At 66.7% G+C, this 19,414-nt stretch carries 18 protein-coding genes and 1 tRNA gene; 11 read left to right on the top strand and 8 right to left on the bottom strand.

Annotation, left to right across the window (positions count from 1 at the left end; genetic code table 11):
• Window positions 1-19 precede the first annotated feature (19 nt).
• Together NBRGI_RS39430 and NBRGI_RS39425 are read left to right on the top strand one after the other, a co-directional pair.
• Window positions 20-1,375, top strand: a complete 1,356-nt coding sequence (locus NBRGI_RS39430; RefSeq protein WP_158440011.1) for a cellulase family glycosylhydrolase — start codon at window positions 20-22, stop codon at window positions 1,373-1,375.
• Window positions 1,376-1,431: 56 nt separating this feature from the next.
• Window positions 1,432-2,418 carry a GDSL-type esterase/lipase family protein gene (locus NBRGI_RS39425; protein WP_029902868.1) on the top strand — a complete coding sequence of 329 codons (987 nt, stop codon included), beginning with the start codon at window positions 1,432-1,434 and terminating at the stop codon, window positions 2,416-2,418.
• 59 nt (window positions 2,419-2,477) lie between these two features.
• Here NBRGI_RS39425 and NBRGI_RS39420 read toward each other — a convergent pair whose 3' ends face one another.
• Window positions 2,478-3,278 (bottom strand): SDR family NAD(P)-dependent oxidoreductase, encoded by an 801-nt coding sequence (locus tag NBRGI_RS39420; RefSeq protein ID WP_029902866.1) that lies wholly within the window; start codon window positions 3,276-3,278, stop codon window positions 2,478-2,480.
• A 171-nt stretch (window positions 3,279-3,449) separates the two neighbouring features.
• On the opposite strand from NBRGI_RS39420, the gene NBRGI_RS39415 reads away from it, so the two are divergent.
• Both NBRGI_RS39415 and NBRGI_RS39410 read left to right on the top strand, forming a co-directional pair.
• Window positions 3,450-4,160: an enoyl-CoA hydratase/isomerase family protein gene (locus NBRGI_RS39415; RefSeq protein WP_029902864.1), complete on the top strand. Its 711-nt coding sequence runs from the start codon at window positions 3,450-3,452 to the stop codon at window positions 4,158-4,160.
• Between the two features lie 190 nt (window positions 4,161-4,350).
• Window positions 4,351-5,292 carry a helix-turn-helix domain-containing protein gene (locus NBRGI_RS39410; protein ID WP_029902862.1) on the top strand — a complete coding sequence of 314 codons (942 nt, stop codon included), beginning with the start codon at window positions 4,351-4,353 and terminating at the stop codon, window positions 5,290-5,292.
• Here NBRGI_RS39410 and NBRGI_RS39405 read toward each other — a convergent pair.
• Both NBRGI_RS39405 and NBRGI_RS39400 read right to left on the bottom strand, forming a co-directional pair.
• Complete coding sequence (locus NBRGI_RS39405; protein WP_029902860.1) at window positions 5,216-6,319, bottom strand: lipase family protein; 1,104 nt, start codon at window positions 6,317-6,319, stop codon at window positions 5,216-5,218. The genes NBRGI_RS39410 and NBRGI_RS39405 overlap by 77 nt on opposite strands.
• Window positions 6,320-6,867: 548 nt before the next feature.
• Entirely contained in the window at window positions 6,868-7,158 is a 291-nt protein-coding gene (locus tag NBRGI_RS39400; protein WP_029902858.1) for a hypothetical protein, read from the bottom strand.
• Window positions 7,159-7,289: 131 nt separating this feature from the next.
• Here NBRGI_RS39400 and NBRGI_RS44680 point away from each other — a divergent pair, with 131 nt between their 5' ends.
• Window positions 7,290-8,177, top strand: a complete 888-nt coding sequence (locus NBRGI_RS44680) for an SGNH/GDSL hydrolase family protein (RefSeq protein WP_036562521.1) — start codon at window positions 7,290-7,292, stop codon at window positions 8,175-8,177.
• Window positions 8,174-9,412: an acyltransferase family protein gene (locus tag NBRGI_RS39390; RefSeq protein WP_029902856.1), complete on the top strand. Its 1,239-nt coding sequence runs from the start codon at window positions 8,174-8,176 to the stop codon at window positions 9,410-9,412. Before NBRGI_RS44680 ends, NBRGI_RS39390 begins: the two co-directional genes overlap by 4 nt.
• 1 nt (window position 9,413) lies before the next feature.
• On the opposite strand, the gene NBRGI_RS44675 is transcribed toward NBRGI_RS39390, so the two are convergent.
• On the bottom strand, window positions 9,414-10,070 hold the full coding sequence (locus NBRGI_RS44675; RefSeq protein WP_036562519.1) for a TetR/AcrR family transcriptional regulator: 657 nt from the start codon (window positions 10,068-10,070) through the stop codon (window positions 9,414-9,416).
• A gap of 188 nt (window positions 10,071-10,258) precedes the next feature.
• On the bottom strand, window positions 10,259-10,999 hold the full coding sequence (locus NBRGI_RS39380) for a GAF and ANTAR domain-containing protein (protein WP_029902852.1): 741 nt from the start codon (window positions 10,997-10,999) through the stop codon (window positions 10,259-10,261).
• Between the two features lie 204 nt (window positions 11,000-11,203).
• Here NBRGI_RS39380 and NBRGI_RS39375 point away from each other — a divergent pair.
• A tRNA-Pro gene (locus NBRGI_RS39375) sits at window positions 11,204-11,280 on the top strand.
• A gap of 865 nt (window positions 11,281-12,145) precedes the next feature.
• Here the strand turns inward: NBRGI_RS39375 and NBRGI_RS39370 are convergent.
• From NBRGI_RS39370 to NBRGI_RS39360, 3 genes are read right to left on the bottom strand one after another with little or no spacing between them, the layout of a single operon-like run.
• On the bottom strand, window positions 12,146-13,189 hold the full coding sequence (locus NBRGI_RS39370) for an alpha/beta fold hydrolase (protein ID WP_081878432.1): 1,044 nt from the start codon (window positions 13,187-13,189) through the stop codon (window positions 12,146-12,148).
• 11 nt (window positions 13,190-13,200) lie between these two features.
• Window positions 13,201-14,055: a TIGR03620 family F420-dependent LLM class oxidoreductase gene (locus NBRGI_RS39365; protein WP_029902848.1), complete on the bottom strand. Its 855-nt coding sequence runs from the start codon at window positions 14,053-14,055 to the stop codon at window positions 13,201-13,203.
• Window positions 14,052-14,960 carry an alpha/beta hydrolase gene (locus NBRGI_RS39360; protein ID WP_148311138.1) on the bottom strand — a complete coding sequence of 303 codons (909 nt, stop codon included), beginning with the start codon at window positions 14,958-14,960 and terminating at the stop codon, window positions 14,052-14,054. Before NBRGI_RS39360 ends, NBRGI_RS39365 begins: the two co-directional genes overlap by 4 nt.
• Before the next feature lie 156 nt (window positions 14,961-15,116).
• On the opposite strand from NBRGI_RS39360, the gene NBRGI_RS48385 reads away from it, so the two are divergent.
• The 4 genes from NBRGI_RS48385 (at window position 15,117) to NBRGI_RS39340 (ending at window position 19,366) form a co-directional block, all read left to right on the top strand.
• Window positions 15,117-15,290, top strand: a complete 174-nt coding sequence (locus tag NBRGI_RS48385; protein WP_158440009.1) for a hypothetical protein — start codon at window positions 15,117-15,119, stop codon at window positions 15,288-15,290.
• A 252-nt stretch (window positions 15,291-15,542) separates the two neighbouring features.
• Window positions 15,543-16,526, top strand: coding sequence for an alpha/beta hydrolase (locus NBRGI_RS39350; RefSeq protein WP_081878431.1), 984 nt, complete (start codon window positions 15,543-15,545; stop codon window positions 16,524-16,526).
• Window positions 16,527-16,637: 111 nt separating this feature from the next.
• Window positions 16,638-17,042, top strand: a complete 405-nt coding sequence (locus NBRGI_RS39345) for a hypothetical protein (RefSeq protein ID WP_148311137.1) — start codon at window positions 16,638-16,640, stop codon at window positions 17,040-17,042.
• Window positions 17,043-17,539: 497 nt separating this feature from the next.
• A complete protein-coding gene (locus NBRGI_RS39340) occupies window positions 17,540-19,366 on the top strand; it encodes an FAD/NAD(P)-binding protein (protein WP_200882286.1) in 1,827 nt (608 codons plus the stop codon).
• Window positions 19,367-19,414: the final 48 nt, after the last annotated feature.

The raw sequence follows: 19,414 nt of genomic DNA, 5'->3' as shown, positions 1-19,414 counted from the left end.
CGACAGCATGGGGCGGGTCGTGGTGCTACACGGCGAGAACATTGCCGATAAACGTGGGCCATATCTCCCTTCCGCGGCGGGGTTCGGCGCCGAAGATGCCGAGCTGCTCGCGCGCGAGGGCTTCAACGCGGTCCGGCTCGCCCTCTTCTGGGCCGCCGTCGAGCCGGTCGCCGGCCAGTACGACGATGCCTATCTCGCCGATATCGCGCGAACCGTCGCCCTGTTGCACGAGCACGGCATCGTGACCGAACTGGAGTTCCACCAGGACATCTGGTCCGCGAAGTACGGCGGGGACGGCGCACCGGACTGGGCGGCGATCGACGACGGATTGCCCAGCGGCGCAAGCGATCTGGTGGCCGCTAACCTTTCGAATATCGCCTACTGGCGCGCCACCGACAATTTCTATGCCAATCGGCCCGGCCCCGGCGGTATCGGCATCCGGGACAGGTTCTTGCGGATGTGGACCCACGTGGCCGGATTCTTCGCGGGCACACCGGGTGTGATCGGCTACGGGCCGCTGAACCAGCCGCCCGCGGGCGCGGCGTTCCTGCCGTGCCTGGCCGATGTCTGCCCGACGGTGACGGTCGAGCACTTGCGCGCGCTCAACCGGGACGCGACCGCAGCGATCCGGCAGGGCGACACCGCCACTGCGGTGTGGGTGGCACCGCTGATCACCGCCAACTACGGCACTCGTCCCGAACTGGGCCCGCCGCCGGACCCGAACGTCGTGTACGGCTTCAATTCCTACTGCGTGGTCGCGGCGCTGCAGGGCGGCGGCGGACTGGGTTGCGCGCCGCAGTGGGAGGCGAGCGTCGCTCGCGCGGCGGAATATTCGGCAGTCGCCGACGTGCCCGCCGTCGTCACCGAGTTCGGTGCGACGGGCGCGGCCGACGCGCTCAGCGAGACCGCGGAGATCTTCGACCGCAACCAGAACAGCTGGCTGCACTGGACGTATTTCGGTGGTGACCCGGCGACCGTGTCCAAAGACGCTGACGCGCAGGCCATCGTGACCGACGGCCATGCCCCGCGCACCCCCGGCAACGTGCGCGAAGCGAACCTCGACGCACTGGCCCGGCCCTATCCGCAGCTCACCGCGGGCACACCCGGACCTTGGCACTTCGACCGCGGCACAGGCGTGTTCACCTACTCGTGGCGCACCGCGCGGGTCACCGGCGGGGTCTTCGACGACGGCGCCGAAACGGTCATCGCGGTGCCGCAACGGCAATACCGCGCGGGCTATCACTTGCGCATCGAGGGCGGCACAAAGGTTTCCGAGCCGGACGCGACGCAACTACGGGTCGCGTCCTGCCCTGGCGCCGGGCAGGTCGCGGTGACGGTGCTGCCGGGCGCCGGGCCCGATCAGCAGAGCTGTTGAGCCCGCGCGCGAAACATCCGGCTCGGCCGGACAACCCGAGAAAGAGGACGACACCGATGAAGGTCTTGCGAATCAGTTCGGTTGTCGCCACCGCGATAGCGATGGCGACGGTATGCCTGGCGCCGGCCGCGACCGCGGCCGAACCCGGCGTCCGCTACGTGGCATTCGGGGACAGCATGACCGTAGCGCCGCACGGTGGTGGCGGCGGCGTGCTCGGTCTGCCCACCTACCAACAGCAGCCGAAGACCGTGCCCGCACCCAATCCGCTGGCCTGCGCGCGCAGCAACTTCGGCTGGCCCTCGATCATGGCCGCGCAGTGGGGACTCGGCGCTGCGCAAACCGGTGACTGGGCCGACTACGCCTGCCAGTCCGCGACCACCGACACCGAGCCCGTGAACAACCTGCGGACCCAGATCGACCAATCCGTTCACGACGGAATGCTCGGACCCGCAACGCGATTGGTGACCATCCAGATCTCGGCCAACGACGTCTGGCACCCCGGCCAGGTCTCCAACTACGCCTACACCCTCGCCATGTGCCTCACCGATATCGTGCGCGGCTGCGACTACCGCACCGACCCGGACCACTACATCGACGCCGACGCGATCACCGGACCCAACCTCGCGCATCGGCTCACCGCGGGCATCCGCGGCGATATGATCGGCGCCATCCGCGCCGCCGCACCCCACGCGCAGATCCGCCTGGTCGGCTACGAGGACCAGAACCCGCCGCCGGGCGTCCCTTTCACCTGTTTCTCCGTCTTCGGACTGCGCTTCCAGTGGCCGCAATACCGAACCGCGTACGCCCACAAGCTGACCGACAACATCGAAAACGCGATGAGCGCCGCCGCCGACCAGATCGGCATCGGCTTCTGGTCCCTGCGCCCCGTCGGCATCGGCCGCGACCTCTGCGCCCCCGCCACCCACTGGACCGGCCTCGCCGACCCAGGCGAACCGTTCTTCCCCTTCCATCCCAACCTGCAAGCACACTTCGACCAAGGCTCGTACCTCAACGGGATACGCCTGGCCGAAGGCATCGCCTGAGCGGCGCAGCCGTTTACCAGCCCGAATCGGCCGAGCCGCCAACGGGTTCGGAGTTCACCTCACGTGACCCTCCGGTACACCGCGCGCACGATCGGACTGATCAATGCGCGCGGAGTGTACTGACCGCCGATGGTCTGCACCTTGGCGAAGGCGCCTGGAACAACCCGGCGGCGGCCCGCGGCCAAACCTGAAAGCGCCTCGGCCGCAGCCTGTTCCGCACTGACCCAGCACAGCGCGGGCAGCAGCGTGTCCAGCTTCGGCACCTCGGCCACCTGCGCGTACTCGGTGCGCACGGGGCCGGGCGCGAGCAGTGTGCACCGCACGCCGGTACCGGCCAGCTCACCGTGCAACGATTCGGCCAGGGTGTTGGCGAAGGCCTTGCCCGCCGCATACGTAGCGTTGCCGGGGCCGGGCTGATTGCCCGCGGTGGATCCGGTGATGAGGATCGCGCCCGCGTCCCGGCGCACCATGCCGGGCAGCACGGCGAGCGTGAGGTCGTGCACCGCGACGCAGTTCAGTTCGACCTGCTGCTGCTCCCGGGCCGGATCGGCTTGCGCGAGTTCACCATAGGTGGCGAAGCCGGCGTTGTTGCACAGCACCGTGATCTCGCGTTCGGTCAGCTCCGCGCACAGTTTCGCGCGGGCGTTCCGGTCGGACAGGTCGACCGCCCGGATCTCGGCCTCGACCCGATAGCTGTCGGCCAGCCGGTCGGCGAGGGCGCGCAACCGATCCGCGCGCCGGGCCACCAGGATCAGCGAATGGCCCTGCCGGGCCAAACCTTCCGCGAGCGCTTCGCCGATACCGGAGGACGCCCCCGTGACGACCGCGCGAGCGGTGGGTGCGGGTGCGGGCAAACTCATCGGATTCTCCTCGCTGTTCGAAATCGGGTCAGCGCGAGCGCCGCCCCTGCGGCGCCGACTGTCCTCAATGTTCGCAGTGCCCCCAGCCCGCTGGCGTGATTGTCCCCCGTCGCGCTGCGCCGCCTGGTGTGTCAGCCTCGTCCGCACGAGGTGAGGCGCTATGTTGCCCGGATGCCGTATCTGCGACGAGAAGGACCGGTGTTCATCGCGCATCTGGGCAACAGGGATGAACGGGACACGGAGAACAGATTCAACCCCGAGTGGATCGCCGCGCTGGACGCGATACTCGACGAGGCCACCGCCACCGGCGGACCTGCCGCCCTGGTCACCACCGGCGCCGGAAAGTTCTACTCGACCGGTGCCGACTTGGCCTGGGCCGCAGAACATCCCGACGATATCGACGCCTACCTCACCGACCTGCAACGCCTGCTCGCCCGCATCCTCACGCTGCCCATTCCGACCGTTGCCGCGGTGAACGGGCACGTCTTCGGCGCGGGCGCGTTTCTCGCCGTCGCGCACGACCGGCGCATCATGCGCAGCGACCGCGGCTACTTCTGTTTCCCCGGCGTGACCCTCGGCGCCGACTACGCCCCCGCATCGGTGGAGCTGGTGCAGTCCCGGCTGCCCGCCCATCTGGCCCACCACGCGCTGGTCTCCGGCCAGCGCTACAACGGTCCCGACGCACTCGCCGCGGGCTTGGTCGACGCCGTCGCCGATGACGAGGCCGTCCTGCCCGCCGCGATCCGGTACGCCGAAGGGCTGGCGCACACCAGCGGACCGGTGCTCGGGCACATCAAATCGTGCCTGCACACCGCGGCGGCGAACGCCCTGCGCGAACCGGTCACCGGCTACAACCACCACGCGCTCGCGAGTCAGTCCTAGTCCGCTGTTGTCGCCGCGACCGCTTCGACCGGCGAGCGTCCGGATCGGCGCGGTCGCGCTCGGCATGCCATCGCGACGTTGCTGTTTGAGCCATTCGCTTCTGGGTAACGCCTGACGACATGAGCGGCACCTCCCATGTGACCACGGTGTTCGTTCCCAGGCAACGCCGATACAGGAACGAGGATGCACGGTGCGAACTCTGTCTTTCGACAGCCACAACCTAGGCGCGATCGAGGAATTCCTGAACAGCGCCTACACGACCATGAGCATCGGCAACGGCAGCCCACAGGACGCGTCGGCACAGATCCGGCGCGACATGCTCGGCGGCGTGAGCCTGGATCAGCTGGATCTCGGATTCGACATGAGCTATGACGCCGACCCGCTGGAGCAGGTGTGCCTGTGCGCGGTGCAGACCGGCGCGATCGAAGAGACCTATCGCGACGTCGGCACGGATGTGTTCCAGCCGGGCGAGGTCGGCCTGCTGACCCCGCCGGACCTGCCCTACCGCGGGACGATCCGCACCGCCCGCTACAGCATCACGATGTTCGACCCGGCGCTGCTGTCCCGGGTGTGCGGTCCGCTCGGCAAGCCCGTTCGCTTCACCGGCCACAAACCCACCAGCGCGGCGGCGACCCGGCGGCTGAAACGCGCGATCGCACATCTGCAAGAGGTCGCCGCGGACTCTGCCACTCCCCCGAGCACGCTCGTCGCGACCACGCTCACCGACTATCTGGCCGCGACCGTGCTGGACACGCTGCCCACGACGGTGGTCACCGAGCCGACCGCGACGGACCGGCGCGACGCCCACCCGGACGTGGTGCGACGCGCCATCGCCTACATCGAGACGCATCTCGCCGAGGACATCGCCGTCGCCGATATCGCGACGGCCGCCTTCGTCTCCGTACGCGCGCTGCAGTTGGCCTTCCGCAAGCACCTCGACACCACCCCGCTGGCGCTGCTGCGGCGGCTGCGCCTGGCCGCCGCACACGAGCAACTGCGCGCCGCGGCCCCCGGCGAGCACGTCACGGTGACCACCATCGCGTACCAGTGGGGTTTCACCCATTCGGGACGATTCGCGATGGAGTACAAGCGCGTCTATGGGCAGCACCCGAGCCAGACCCTGCACGGCTGAACACCTTACGGGTGGGTGCCCGCACCGACGGGCAACCCCGTGACCAGACCGGCGATGGCGGGCCACGTTTCGGCGAGCAGCGCGATGAAATCACCGTCGGTGAACGTGGAGAACGGGCTGTCGATCGCGCAACCCCGGCTCGCCGGAACGTCGTTGAGCCGGTCGATGATGAACTGGTAGCCCTTCGGCAGCCACCCCGGGATGCCGACGACGTGTTCGGCGAAGAACTCGCGGGTATAGCGCTCAGCTCCGGGACGTCCAGCACGTCACCCGGGCCGGTGTAGGACCCCAGATAGTTCCACCACGGGAAGAACGCGGAACCCTGTGTGTGACAGAGCATTCCCTTGATCGAGGTCATGAAGCGACCGAACCAGTCATATTCGGTATCGAGCACGTGCTGCACCTCCGGGTATTCCGTCGCGAAACCGCGCAGGGCCGCCCCGATCAGTCCCGCCCCGAGGTTGAAGTTGTTGGAGCGCAGGACCGCTCGCAGATCGGCCATCGCGACGCCCCCCATCGTGACGCCGACGATATTGATCTCCGGGGCGTACTCGCCGTGGTTCTCCGCGACCCAGCCCGTCGGGATCGAGCCACCCGAATAGCCCATCACTCCCACCCGCGCGTCCGGGGTCAGCTGCGCGGGGATGAAGTTCTGCGTCGCCCTGATGCCGTCGAGGGTGGCCTGACCACCCAGAATCGCCGCGCCATAGGCGGACCCCGGCCCCTGGTAGTCCGGGATCGACACCACCCACCCCTGCGAGATCCCCAGGGCGATCGCCAGCGACACCTCCGCCGAATTCACATAGTCGACGGGTATCGAACCCTGTTGCACCACATACGACATCGCACAGTACTGCGCGGTGGAGTCCTCGGCGACCTGATAGGACAGCAACTTGAAGCCTTCCGCCGGCGCGGGACCGCGCGGCTTGACGACGGTGGTGACCGTTGCGATCGGATTTCCATGACTGTCGTTGGTGCGATACAGCAGTTGCCACGCATCGATGTTGAACGGAACGAGCGACAGCAACGCGCGGGTGTGATCATCCTGGCCTTGATGATGCCGCCCGGCGGAGTGTCGGCGATGACGTTCGCCGGCGCCCTGTAAAAGGGGTCCAGCTCCGGTGGGAGGACCAGCACCGGCAACGGCGCGATCGGCACGTCCCGCGGGTCGGGTGCGGCGTGTCCGAGGCCCGGAGTCGATGCCAGGACGGCCACGCAGAGCAGGGCGGCCAGGGTCATGCCTCGACGGCCGGGGCGGGGTTCATGGGTAGCACCGTTGCGCCACATGGGTACCTCGTTTTTCTCGCGGTCACCGTCGGATCGCCGGTGACCAGAACGAAATGATAAGGCAGATTATCAGACCTATGCCATACTCGTGATCGCTTCGCAACCGTCAAATATGAGCGTCGCGCATTCAATATCCCCAGTTCAGTGCCACTAATCGCAATCCGATGGCATAATATGTGATCCAGATCACTATAGTATAGCTACTTCCTGGCATCGCTGTAACACATCTGGTAATTTCACGTATCAGTTGCTGAATAGCAAATCTCCACCCTCGGTAGAACGCGGAACTCATTCGGAGATGGGCGGCGTTGCCGGAAAGGAACTCTCGATGAACGCACCCCGGACCACTGCCGCACTGACGGCGGGCGCCCTCCTGCTGAGCAGCTGGCTGCTCACGGCCTGCTCGAGCGGCACGACCTCGCCCACCCCCGCCGCGACCACCAGTCGTGGTGCGCCCACTCCGGCCCCGTCGACAACCGAGGTGCCGCCCTCGACCAGCACCGCGCCAGAACCATTGCCTACCAGTACCTTCACGGTCCCGAGCACGGTCGCTCCGCCGGCGTACCGCCCACCGGTCACCGAGGCACCGCGACCGCCGCAACCGCAAGCGCCCGCGCCGCCCGAACTTCCGGACCCGGGTTTCGCCCCGCGGCCAGGGTACTGACTCCAGCCCGCCACGAGCAGGAGAGCAACCAGTGCAACCGAACTCGATGATTTCCCGCCTCTGCATCGCCGCCACCGCGACGCTGTGCGCCATCGCGCACGCCGCCACCGCGCAGGCGACGCCGGAGCCCACCGGGGCACGGATCGTGGTGCTCGGCGATTCGTTCGCCTCGAATTCGATAGGGACCGACCAGCACTCGAACCAGTGCGACCGGAACCCGCGCTCCTGGCCCAACCAGCTGGCGCAGTCGACCGGCGCGACCATGGTCGACGTGTCCTGCGCCGGAGCCGCGCTCGACACCGGCGCCGGCTGGAACCTCGCCCACCAGGCGAGGAAAGCCGCCGATGCCGCAGCCTTCGGTGCCGGAACCGAGGCGGTCCTGCTCCAGTTCGGGCTCAACGACATCTGGGGCGACAACGACGTCGTCGCGTTGAACGTGGTGCTGCGCTGCGCGATCAACCTGCTGCAAGGATGCGAGCCCGACGCCGCCGGGCAGGGCCGGCTGCCGGACCTGAGCCGGATCACTCCGGACAACTATGCGGCCCGGATCGCCCGGGTCATCGAATACGTCCGCTACTACGCTCCGCACGCACGTATAGCCCTGGTCGGCTACCCCGAATTCTTCGAGCCCACCAGCACGACGGCCTGCCTCGGGCTGTTCGGCCTCGGCACGGTGGTACAGCCGCGTGCGGCGGGACTCGCGGCCTATCTCACGGCACTCCGCGCGGCCACCGCGGGTGCCGCGGCCGCGCTCGGCATCGAGTATTTCGATACCGCGGCGGCCTATCGCGGGCACGGGATGTGCTCAGCGGAGCCGTGGCTCAACGGAATCGGCGATCCTCGCGCCGAGTTGCTCGGCATCCCCGGGCATCCGGCACAGCGCGGTGACGCCGCGACGGCGGCGGGAATACGGCAGATGCTCGGGCTGTCGTGACGATCGAAGACACTCGTGCGCTTGTAGGCCTCGCCGCGCGAAAACCTGCCCAGCTCCCCTCACTCACCGGCATGCGCTGGTGGGCGGCGTCAGCGGTGTTCGCGCTGCACGCCGTGGTTTTTCTGCCCGCGTATCCGTTCCAGCACAGCGAGACCTTCCGGCGCATCCACGCGGTCCTGCCCATGCAGCTCGGCGCAGCCGGAGTGACGTTCTTCTTCGTACTGTCGGGGTTCATCCTCTACTGGAACCGCCGACCGGGCGACAGCGCCAAATCCTTTCTGCGCCGCAGGTTTCTGAAGATCTATCCGACACACGTACTCGCGCTGGTGTTCTTGCTCGTCGTGGCGCCGGTACCGCTGGCCCGAGCGATGGTCTGGCTGCCGAATCTCCTGTTGATCCACACCTGGGCGCCCGGTTGGACGGCGCTCGGCGGGCTCAATGTGCCCTCGTGGTCGCTGGTCGCGGAAGTCCTGTTCTACCTTTCCTTTCCGGTCCTCGCACCGTACGTCGACCGGCTCCGCGACCACCAGATCCTGCCCGGCCTGATCGCGGTCTTCGCGATGATCGTCGCACTGCACTGCGCCTTCTATCTCTTCGCGGACGGGCCGAAAGGCGTGGCGAACATCTTCGTGCCACGCCTGCTGCCGGGCGACGTGACACCGGAGCACGAGATACATTCCGCGCCAGTATGGTTCGCCCAGGATTCCATCCCGGTCACACCGTCGTACTGGCTGAGCTACAACTTCCCGCCCAGCCGCCTGCTCGAGTTCTACATCGGTGCGCTCACGGCCAAACTCGTCATGGTCGGCCGGTTCACCGCCACTCGATATCGATACCCCTTGCTGCTGTTGGCCGCCGGGTACGCGCTCACCTGGGTGGTGCCGTTGAACTTCAAGCTGTCGGTGCCGATCATCCTGCCCGCCGCGTACGTCATCGCCACCGCTTGCTGTCGCGACACGGCCGGATACCGCGGCCTCAACGCGAGCCGTCCACTGCTCTGGCTCGGCAATCTCTCGTTCGCCTTCTACCTGGTGCAGTACCCGATCATGGTGACCGTCACCCAGACCTGGATGAGCGGCCATCGCTACGACATCCGGGGTTGGCTCGCCTGGTCCGCGGTCTGTCTCGTGCTCTCGATCACGCTCGCGGCAGCCATCTTTCGCTACGTCGACCGCCCCATCACCCAGTGGGCGCGCTCGATCGATCGACGGCAGCGCAGCAGTGCGCCGACCTGAGTCACGGCAGCAGCGGGCCCACCGCGTCGAGGTAGATCCGGGCGAGCTGGTCGGCGAGCTCATCGGTGCCCGCTCCGACGAACTCAGCGAACACCGGCTCGGCGTTCACCCACTCCTGGATCGCGTAGATCACCGCCCCCATGGTCGCGATCGCCGCGAAAGCGAACGGCCGCGAAGCGATCTCGCCGCGCTCGGCCGCGATCTCGGCCTGCGACACGAACAATCGGGCAAATCGCTTGCGCCGTTCCCTACGCCAGATCTCGACGGTATCGGCGACTCGCACGATCTCGACGAAACACATCCGCGCCGCCTTCCGATTCGGGCACGTGGCCGCCAGGAACGCCCGGAACGTCACCGCCGCACGCGTCGCGAAATCAGCTCCGTCCGTCTCGGCCAGGGCCGCACCCACCCGTTCCGTCGCGCGCACGTCGAACTCGTCCACCGCCGCGATCAGCAACTGATCGAGCGCACCGAACTCTTCATAGAAGGAGCGATACGAAACCCGTGCCGCCGTGCACAATTCGCCGATGGACGTGCCGGGATACCCACGCTCGCCGAACAACTCCACCGCCGCGTCCAGCATCCGCCGCCGCCGCTCGGACGCCCGCTCGTCAGCGCTGCGCCCGCGATAAACCCGCCCGCCGGCCTCCTCGCCCACCGCACCACCTCGCCTCCGATTCGGCAATCGTCAACGCCTGAGCGTAGCCATGCTCAGGAGGTAGCAAGCAACGAGTCAGACAACACCACCGGCTGCCTCGACGTCGATCAAGGCGGTACAGATAGCGCGGTGCCCGATCCGGAACGCCGGAGCGGCAATTCACCTCGGGCATCGCGGCCGGACGGGTGTCATCCCGGTCTATGGTTGCCGTGCGCGAGGATCACGCGCGCATCGATGGTCCGCTCCACCACCGCACGCGCCAGGTCGGGCAGCCGACCACGGGAGTGACGCGCATAGCCCCGCAACGCGTGGAACGCCGTCTCCGGATCCAAATCGCCTTGCGCGGCCAGTATCCCCTTCGCCTGCTCGATCACGATCCTGCTCTCCAGCGCCGACTGCAACTGCCCGTTCACCGTCTTGTGGTCGGCGAGCTGCCGCGCCCGCAGGATCGCGATGCTCGCGATATCGGCCATCGCCTGCCCCACCACCAGATCGTCCTCCGACAGCCGCGTCTCCCCGTCACTGAACAGATTCAGAGCCCCCACCCGGTCCGCACGCAACCGCATCGGCAACGCGTACACCGACCGAACCCCCTCCAACAGAGCCTGTTTCGCGAACGCTGGCCAACGATCCTGCGCCGCCTCCAAGTCCTCGACGATCACCCGTTCACTGGTCCGATAGCACTGCAGGCACGGCCCGTCCTGCGCCTGGATCTGTAGCAGCTCCAGCCATCGCGTCGCCTCACTCGTGGACGCCAGTACCCGCAACTCACCGTCGTCGCGCGCCAGCAACACCGCCGCGGTATCGACCTCCAGCAGGTCCACTGCCCGATCCAGCAGCCCCTGCACGACGTCCACCGGGTCGTACTCCTCCACCAGTGAGTCCGCCAGCTGCACAAACGCCTCAACCAGCCGCCGTTCCCGACGCATGACCGCTGCCTCCTTCGCGCTTTCGGCACCCCGTGCCTGTCACTGACCGTGCCGAATCCCGAATGCCCCGACAACCCGTCATCAATCGCCCGAATCCGACGACCCCCATCACACTCCAGCCCCGCGCCACGCCGTCTACCAGCCGATTAGCTCCACCGCCCGCCCCTGAGGTAATCTCTTCGAGCGCGCAGCAATGAGCGCAAACGGGCTGTGGCGCAGCTTGGTAGCGCACCTGACTGGGGGTCAGGTGGTCGCAGGTTCAAATCCTGTCAGCCCGACCAGGTCAGAGGCGGTTTCCGCCTCTGACCTGTGCCATTTTGGGGACCAACTGTGGACCACACGGTGGGTGGCGGGCACACGGGTAGTCAGCGGGTTCTCCGCGTAGGTCGAACGGTTGTCGGCGTCCGTCCGACGAATCGCTTCATGTCATGGACCAGTTCTTGGTCGTTGGTCCCCGTTCCGATCCTATGGACGATGCCGGACGGTTACCCGCGGCCCGGCTCGGGACTTACTCTTCTAGAGCGCCCCATTTGTCGGGGTTTCCCGGCAACCGCAGTGGCAGAGCCGGACGTAGCGCCCGCCAGCAGCTCCCAGAACTCGCGCGCGCCATTCTCATCGTCTCCGATGCGGAAGGTAATCCGGATCCGCCGGAGGCGGCTGGCCATCAACGACCGTCGACGCCATCTTCTGCTCGAGCGTGCTGTCGCAGTTCGGTGTCGGTGCACCGTCGACCTCGAACACAAGGGGTCCACCATGCAGTATTCGGACCACGCCCCGCTGGGCTTGCTGAACCAACGGCTCTACACCACCGGGGAAGTCGCCGAAATCCTCGGCGTGGACACCCTCGACGTTACGGCGGTGGCGCCGCGAATCTCCGGCGCGGGGGCCAGGATTCGTTCGGATCTGCGACCGCGTGGCCAAGTACCCCGAAAGCGACCTCGAGGCCTACCTGGCAGCGCGGCACATCACGCCAGCCGCGTGAACCCCTTCTCAGCCGTGCCTTTCACAGGCGACCTCGGAGCCGAGGCCACGCCTCATGCCTGAAGCCGTGCAGATCCCTCTCGGGATCGATCGGGATAAGGCTTGGGCACTCTCCGGGTGTCCCGAGGATCGCCGTGCGGCCGTCGCCGTCAGCATGGACACGCGTTATCGCTGCGGCGCCTGGTCGATCGTCGCCCGCACTCCGTCGAGGATGGTTTCGGCGTCGGGTCCGGCGATATAGCTGCCGTGGTCGCCGGGCAGGGTGTCCTTGTCCAGGTGCGGGGTTCGTTCGGCGAGACCCTCGTTGAGCACGTCGGTCTCGACCGCGTCGTCGCTCATCTGATACAGCCGCAACCGGGGTACATCGATGTAGTCGTGTTCCGGGTGGGCCAGTCGGTGGTACACGAACCAGCGGTACTTGTTGATGCCTGCGCCGGTGTCGGGGACGGTGACGGGACCGTGGAAGACCGAGGCGGGGTCGTTGCGGATCTTGTCCATCTGGCCGACGGTGAGATCGGTGATCGTGTTGACGATCGCGGTCGGGACGCCGGTGCCGATGATCAGTTCCGGGATCTGGGGTATCGCGAGTCCGAAGAAATAGGAGATGGCCGCCCACTGCGCCGCCACCGGTACGAGCAGGCTCGGCTCGGTGACCGCGCGGCGCGTCTGGCGATACAGCGCCGCGAAGGCGAGATCCAGCGACGGTGCTCCCACGGAGATGATCGCCGAGATTCGGCCCGGTTCGACTGTGGTGTACTCCGAAGCGATGAACGGGCCCCACGCCTCGCCGAAGACATTGACCGTGTGCCCGGGTGCGGCGGCATCGATCACTGCACCGAATTCGCCTGCCAGTTCGGGTAATCCGTACGCATCCACTCCCGCGGGGTGATCGCTGCGACCCGACCCGCGCTGGTCATAACGCACCACGTGCAGTCCTCGCGCGGCCAGCTTTTCCGCCTGGGTCTCGACCGAACTGCTGTCCCAGGGCCAGCCGCCGGTCACCACCACGGTGGGCGCGTGCTCGGCGTCGGGCCCGTACTCGAAATACGACACCCGCACCCCGTGGTACTCGGCGAACCCCGGCCGCCCGCTGTCGGGCGCGGCGCCGGGGGCCGGAGCCGCCACGGCGAGCAGAGCCAAGGCCACCACCGCAGCCAGTAGCGGGCGAAGTGCCCTTGATCCGATGCGATATCCCGAATTTCTGGTCATGAGAACACTCCTCACGCTCGTTCACGGACAATCCGATCTAGGGAAAAGGCGAACAACCGCGCGGCCGCGAGATGGTCACGGGCAAGGAATTGGACGGCCGCCTGATCGGCGCCCGCGTCCAGGTGCGCGGTGACCCGACAGGCGATTCGGTCGGCGGTTCCGTGCGCGACCAAGGCATCGATGACGGCGTCGCTGCCCGACGCGGTAGCGTCGGCTGTGAATCCGAGGCGTGCCAGATGGGCCGCGTAGTGCCGCAGTTCGAGATAGAACTCGATCATCGGACGTGCGGTCTTGCGCGCCCGCACCGGGTCGGTGTCCAGCACGATCTTCTGCTCCGAGACCAACATCGCATCATCGCCGAGGATTTTTCGAGCGCGGCTGGTGTGTTCCGGAGTCACGAGATATGTGATCGAGCCCGCGCTGCGTTCTCGGGCGAGCTCCAGTGCGCGAGGACCGAGCGCGGCGAGTATTCGTCGTTGAATGGGTACGCCTGCTCGGTCGAGGGCGTCGAGGTATTCCATCAATGTGCGGACGGGTTTTCGCGGTGCGGGGGTCAGCTCGGGATGGCCTCCGCCGATACCGAGCAGAAAGCGACCAGGAAAGCGTTGTTCGTATCGGTGGAAAAGTGCCGCCGCCTGGTCAGCGGGGGTGGACCAGATGTTGATGATGCTGCTGCCGATGGTCAGCGACGTGGTGGCTTCGAGCGCGGTCGTGAGTGCGGATTCGACCTGAGCCGATGTCGCCGGAGGTGCGCCGCCCAGCCACAACGCCGCGTAGCCGAGATTCTCGGCGGCTTGTGCGTCTGCCGCGGTGATTCTTCCGTACCGATCCCAGATCGCGATCCGTCCAGTCGGGTCGACGTTCATGGTCGTTGCGGGGCGGTGTCGAGCAGTGCCTTGAATTCCGAATACAACTCGGTTGCGGCCGCATCGTTCGCCGGGATCGAGTCGAGGCCGAGGAAAGAATGGATCAACCCGGGGTAGACGTGCAGGTTCACCGTCACCCCGGCGGCGGCGAGCCGTTTGCCGTATTCGATGCTCATGTCCAGCAGGGGATCGCAATCGCCGACCCCGATCACCGCGGGGGCGACCCCACCGAGCTGCTGGGCGTACATGGGTGAGGCCGGAAACGAGTGGGCCGCACCGGGATCGTCGCGCAGGTACTCGGCGGCATCGCGGCGTACCTCGTCGAGGTTGAACAGAAATCCGGTCGCCGCATTGTCGGTCAGCGACCGGTACCCGTCCAAGGTCAAATCGAGTTCCGGATAGCCGAGCAGCTGCGCGGCCACCGATCTGCCGTCATCGCGCAGGGTCAACGCGACCGCTGCGGCGAGATTTCCCCCCGAGCTGTCCCCCGCGATCCCCAATGGCCCACCGCCGAACTCGGCCGGGTGGTCCGCGATATAGCGGCACACGGCCAGGCAGTCCGCATAGGCGGTCGGGAATCGGAATTCGGGCGGCAGGCGATAATCCACCGCCACCACGATCGCCGCCACGTCCCGGCACATCCGCCGGCACATGGCGTCGCACATATCCAGATCGCCGTAGGCGAACGCACCGGCGTGGAAGAACACCACGACCGGGATCACGCCGTCTCGCTCGGGCCGGAACACTCGCACCGGCACCCCGGCCACGACCGTCTCCTCCACCCGGCGGACCGCGATCGGCGGCTCCGGCGCCAACGCCGACACGAGTTCGCGGGTGTGGGCGGCACGCTCGGCGACGGTGGCCGCACTCGGCGGGCGCAGCCCGGGCACCCCCAGCCCACGCATCACAATCTCGGTATCCGAATCCAGGCGCACAACCACACCTACCTCTCAACACATAGTCGAAACGGCTTCCTCGGTTGCTCCGGTAATTGCGGGCCCGAGAATTCTGTCCGACGCCGAGGAAGCTTCGCTAGCGCGCTGAGTCGAGCCTCACAAACCGTGCCGCTAGGTGTGGCAGCACACCGGCAACTGGCTCGGAGGGAACTACCGCGCGGCTTCACCATCCGCGACCGCAACTACATCTCCGCCCGCTGGCCCGGCGACTGTCAGCGGCTCGCCATCGAATTCCGTGACATGGTCCTCGAAACCCGCAGCGAGCACCCGAGCCGGTAAGCGACCGCAACTGCCAGCCGAGTCCACTGTCTACCCTGCGCCGCCACCGGGCCGGCCTCCCCCGGCGTCAGTGACGTTGCCAGCGCACTGGTGATACGTCGATTCCGGGCAGACGCGTGCGCGGACCCGATCTGCTCTTCCCCCACCTGGGCATTGGCGACTTGGCAAGGTGCACAGTTAGCCTGGGCGACAGGCCGATTCGGGTCCCCGCCGGTCGGGTCGCGGGCGGGAAAGTTGAAAGGTATACGCATAGTGGTGTTTTCGGTGGGTCGGGGGAAGGCGCCGGGTTGGCGCCGACGGGCCGGCGTTGTCTTGGCGGCAGCTGTACTCGTGTCGGGGATCGGTGCGACGGCGACGGCCGCCCCGGTGCACGGACCGGTGTTGCGTACGCCCGCAGGCGGCTATCAAGAGCTGGTCGTACCGTCCAGCATGGGTCCCATCAAGGTGCAGGTGCAGTGGGCGTCGCGGGGCGGCAGCTCAGCGCTCTACTTCCTCGACGGCCTACGCGCACCGGCCGATCACAGCCAGTGGACCTCGGACACCGACGCGATGCGCCAATTCGCCGGCGACAACGTCACACTGGTGTTCCCGGTCGGCGGTCACTCGAGCTTCTACACCGACTGGTACCGGCCGAGCAGCACCAACAGTCAGCAGACCACCTACCGCTGGGAGACCTTCCTCACCAAAGAACTGCCCGCTTTCCTTGCGGGCTACGGTGTTTCGCGAACCAACAATGCGATCGTCGGCGCCTCCATGGGCGGCAACGCCGCTCTCACCCTGGCCGGCCACCACCGCGACCAATTCAAATTCGCCGGCTCTTTCTCCGGTTTCGTGCACCCCACCTTCCCGCTGTGGCACGAGGCGATGCGCGCCGCCATGCTCGACGAGGGCCGCTTCAATGTGGACGACATGTGGGGCCCCGCAGGCACTCCCGCCTGGTTCCGCAACGACGCGACGGTTCAGGCCGAATTACTGCGCGGCCTCCCGATCTACGTTTCCACCGGCAACGGCCTGCCCGGTCCGCTGGACGCTCCCAATGCCGTCACCAACACCATCAACGGCATGACTCTCGAAGCCATGACCGTCACCGCGACCCGAATCTTCCGAGACCGCTTGGCAACTCTGAACATTCCCGCCCGCATCGACATCACCGACGGCACCCACACCTGGCCCTACTGGCAACAATCCCTGGCTACCGCCCGCCCCGCGATCCTGGACGCATTGAACGCGCACTAGCACGACGGGCGCACCCGAGCCGGACTCCTGCAGGATAAGGGTGCGGCTGACGGAAGGTCCACGATGCCGGACACGGTCGCGCTGTCACTTGCTTGCGCGTACCGTGCTCGGGTGACCCAAGACCACACCGGATCGCCACGAGTGGTGGCGACCGATTCCGACCGGACCATCGAGAACCCGTCTCGAACCCAGCTGCACGACATCCTGGCGGACATGAGTTTCAACGCGCCGTTCGTGATCGTCGATCGGCTCGGCGGACCCGAACCCGGCGATTACTACATCCAGGTCCACCTCGATGAAGACGTGGATCCCGCCGACGGTCACAGCTACATCGTCGAATTCCGCGACGGCGGACCCGACGCGCATTTCCGCGCCACGACCAGAGACGACGCACCGTGGGGCAGCGTCTTCTCACCCGCCTTCGAGGCCGTGGTGAAAGTAGTGCAGGACTGGGCATTTCAAGGCGAGGGGTGGCGAACAGAACTGTCGTGGGAACAGGTGCGGTTCGACTCTTGACCCAGCTGTTCGGGCAGGATGCGTCGGAGTCCGGCACATCCACGGGGACGCGGTGTCGATTCCGGCACGTGGCAAGGGTTGTCATGCGTTCGGCCGATACTGCTCAGGGTTCGTGTCGAACAGAATGAAGCTATTGCAGGGTCAAGATCATCGACGATGAGGAATACTTCGCGCATGATGTTTGCGCTGGCGACAGTTGCGGATGTTTCCGGGCCCGGCCCGGCCGGGGTTCCGACAACACACGCTGTTGTCATACCGCCCCATGGGGTGTCTTCCTTAGCGACACTAGGGTTCTCGGCCACGCTACGCTCAGCGCTACTCGACCCCGTACGCCGGCTCGATGCGCAGGCAACCAGTGTCGAGCAGTGGCGTAGGGCGCTGGGCCATGCCGTCCGCGAGTGGACTGAGGAGAACCCCCCGGTCCTGACACTCTTGCCGTCATCGTGCGGATAGCAACCAATCAGGCGGGATCACCACAGAGGTCCCGGCGAATCATCGTGGTCGGCGCAGGTCTGGCAGGCACCGCCACGGCCATACGACTGCTTCGGTTCGCCACCGAACCCGTTGAAATCGTCCTGCTCGAACGCCAGAAGGAACACCGGCACGCGGGAGTCGCGTATCACGCGGCGGGAAATCCGTGGAACCATATCTTCAACATCCAAGCGGGCCGGATGTCTGCTTTCCGGGAGGATGTCGACGACTTCTTGAATTGGGCCAACGGAGAAGCCGATCGATCGGCGTGGCCGCCGGAATGGCGGGAAGTCACCTTCTTCGAATCAGATCCGGCACCGCGCCGCATCTACGCGGATTATCTCGGTCAACGCCTGGCCGAAGCCGCGACGGAAGCTGGGGACGGCGTCGTCCTGCTCGAGGCAGACGGTGAAATGGTCGACCTGACGCCGTCTGCCGATGGCATTTGCGCCGTGATCGAAAATCTGTCCTGGTCGGGAGGTCCCGGTCTCGAATCGACGACCGTCGACGCGGACCACATAATCCTCGCAACAGGACCCGAACTGCGTCATCCGCGCTACGCACAGGCTGTGCTCGACCATCCGTCCTACATTCGGCGGCCCTACACCGGCGAGGCCGTGGAGCGAATCAGGACATTACCGCCGCGTGCCGCCGTCGCGATCATCGGAACACTGCTCAGCGCTTACGATTTCGCTGCGCTGCTGCTACGGCAAGGGCACACCGGCGCGATATACATGATTTCGCCGTCGAGCTCGACGCCGGGAACCTACCCGGCCGACCACCGGCATGATGTACTGGCCGTCCCGCCACCCATCATCGACGTCGAGCAGGGACGTGCGACTCTCGCCCGTCAACTCGAAGCCGAGTGGGCCAGGGCATGCCGATTTGTCGCCGAGCAGCATCCCGAAGTGCACGCAGCCGTGATTTCGGAGCGAGTCGCGAAAGCCTGGGAAGCGTATCTGCCCGGCATATTCCAGAACATCTCCGCTGCCGACTTGCAGTTCCTCTTGGATAAGTACGGCAGCCGTCTCGCCACGCTGCGGGTCAGCGCGATGGCGTACACCACCGCCGTCGTGGATGCCGCGCACCGCGTGAGCGGGCAGGTCCAGGTGGTCACCGGTCGCGTCACGGACCTGCGGCCGCTCGAGCAAGACCGACTGCTGCTGACACTTTCCGGCGACGGGCCGCACCGGACCTTGGCAGCAGACCTGGTCATCTCCAATTTCGGCCGGGAATTCGACTATGCCGCGGTGGCCTCTCCATTGTGGCAACGCCTCCTCGACAGCGGGCTGGCCGTACCGCACCGGAAGACTCGAAGAGGCGTGGAGGTGGACAGATTCGGCGCCTTGCTCACGGCTGACGGCCGTAAGTCCGGAGCGATCTCCACTGTGGGGGCTCCTCGCGAAGGCGACGAAATTGTTCGGCATGGACGGCTCGGGGCTTTCAGTTTCAATCTGGCCACCATCAAGAACCATTCCGTTTCGGTGGCCGCGGAGGTGCTGCGCACACTCGAGTCGAGGTATGCGAGCCTGCCCGACTCCGCATCGAGTCCACCACTGGAAAGCGCATGGGCTGAACTTGTTTCGTTGGAGGTCCAACGCCTGGCTGCGCGCCAGTGGCGAACCCGCGTCGAGTATCAGGCTCAGTTGGAAACGAAACTTCGCGAGGCCTCGGGACAGTCCGATATCGGCACCTGGCTGGCGGCGATAAATCGAGCCGCCGTCGACTGCCTGACCGACCTTTCCGTGACGCCGAGACAACTGCGCGCCCAGCTGATGCTCGACCTCCGATCGGCCACCCCGGATTCGAGCACCCTTCGCGCGCCGGACGACGGTTCGAACCGGCGGGTATGACGGGGGCGTGTCAGCGAGCCGCATGACTCGAGCGCCGTCATGCCGGTC

Origin of the sequence: Nocardia brasiliensis IFM 10847, assembly GCF_000710915.1 — a bacterium.
Taxonomy (GTDB): domain Bacteria; phylum Actinomycetota; class Actinomycetes; order Mycobacteriales; family Mycobacteriaceae; genus Nocardia; species Nocardia brasiliensis_A.
This window is presented reverse-complemented; position numbering and strand designations above follow the sequence as displayed.

Bases quoted from the DNA above. Each gene is read 5' to 3' on its own strand.
- NBRGI_RS39365 (WP_029902848.1), bottom strand. From the start codon at position 14,055: ATGAACGTCGACCCGACTGGACGGATCGCGATCTGGGATCGGTACGGA.
- NBRGI_RS39415 (WP_029902864.1), top strand. From the start codon at position 3,450: ATGCCGTATCTGCGACGAGAAGGACCGGTGTTCATCGCGCATCTGGGC.
- NBRGI_RS44680 (WP_036562521.1), top strand. From the start codon at position 7,290: ATGATTTCCCGCCTCTGCATCGCCGCCACCGCGACGCTGTGCGCCATC.
- NBRGI_RS39380 (WP_029902852.1), bottom strand. From the start codon at position 10,999: ATGCGTCGGGAACGGCGGCTGGTTGAGGCGTTTGTGCAGCTGGCGGAC.
- NBRGI_RS39425 (WP_029902868.1), top strand. From the start codon at position 1,432: ATGAAGGTCTTGCGAATCAGTTCGGTTGTCGCCACCGCGATAGCGATG.
- NBRGI_RS39360 (WP_148311138.1), bottom strand. From the start codon at position 14,960: ATGCGTGGGCTGGGGGTGCCCGGGCTGCGCCCGCCGAGTGCGGCCACC.
- NBRGI_RS39420 (WP_029902866.1), bottom strand. From the start codon at position 3,278: ATGAGTTTGCCCGCACCCGCACCCACCGCTCGCGCGGTCGTCACGGGG.
- NBRGI_RS39370 (WP_081878432.1), bottom strand. From the start codon at position 13,189: ATGACCAGAAATTCGGGATATCGCATCGGATCAAGGGCACTTCGCCCG.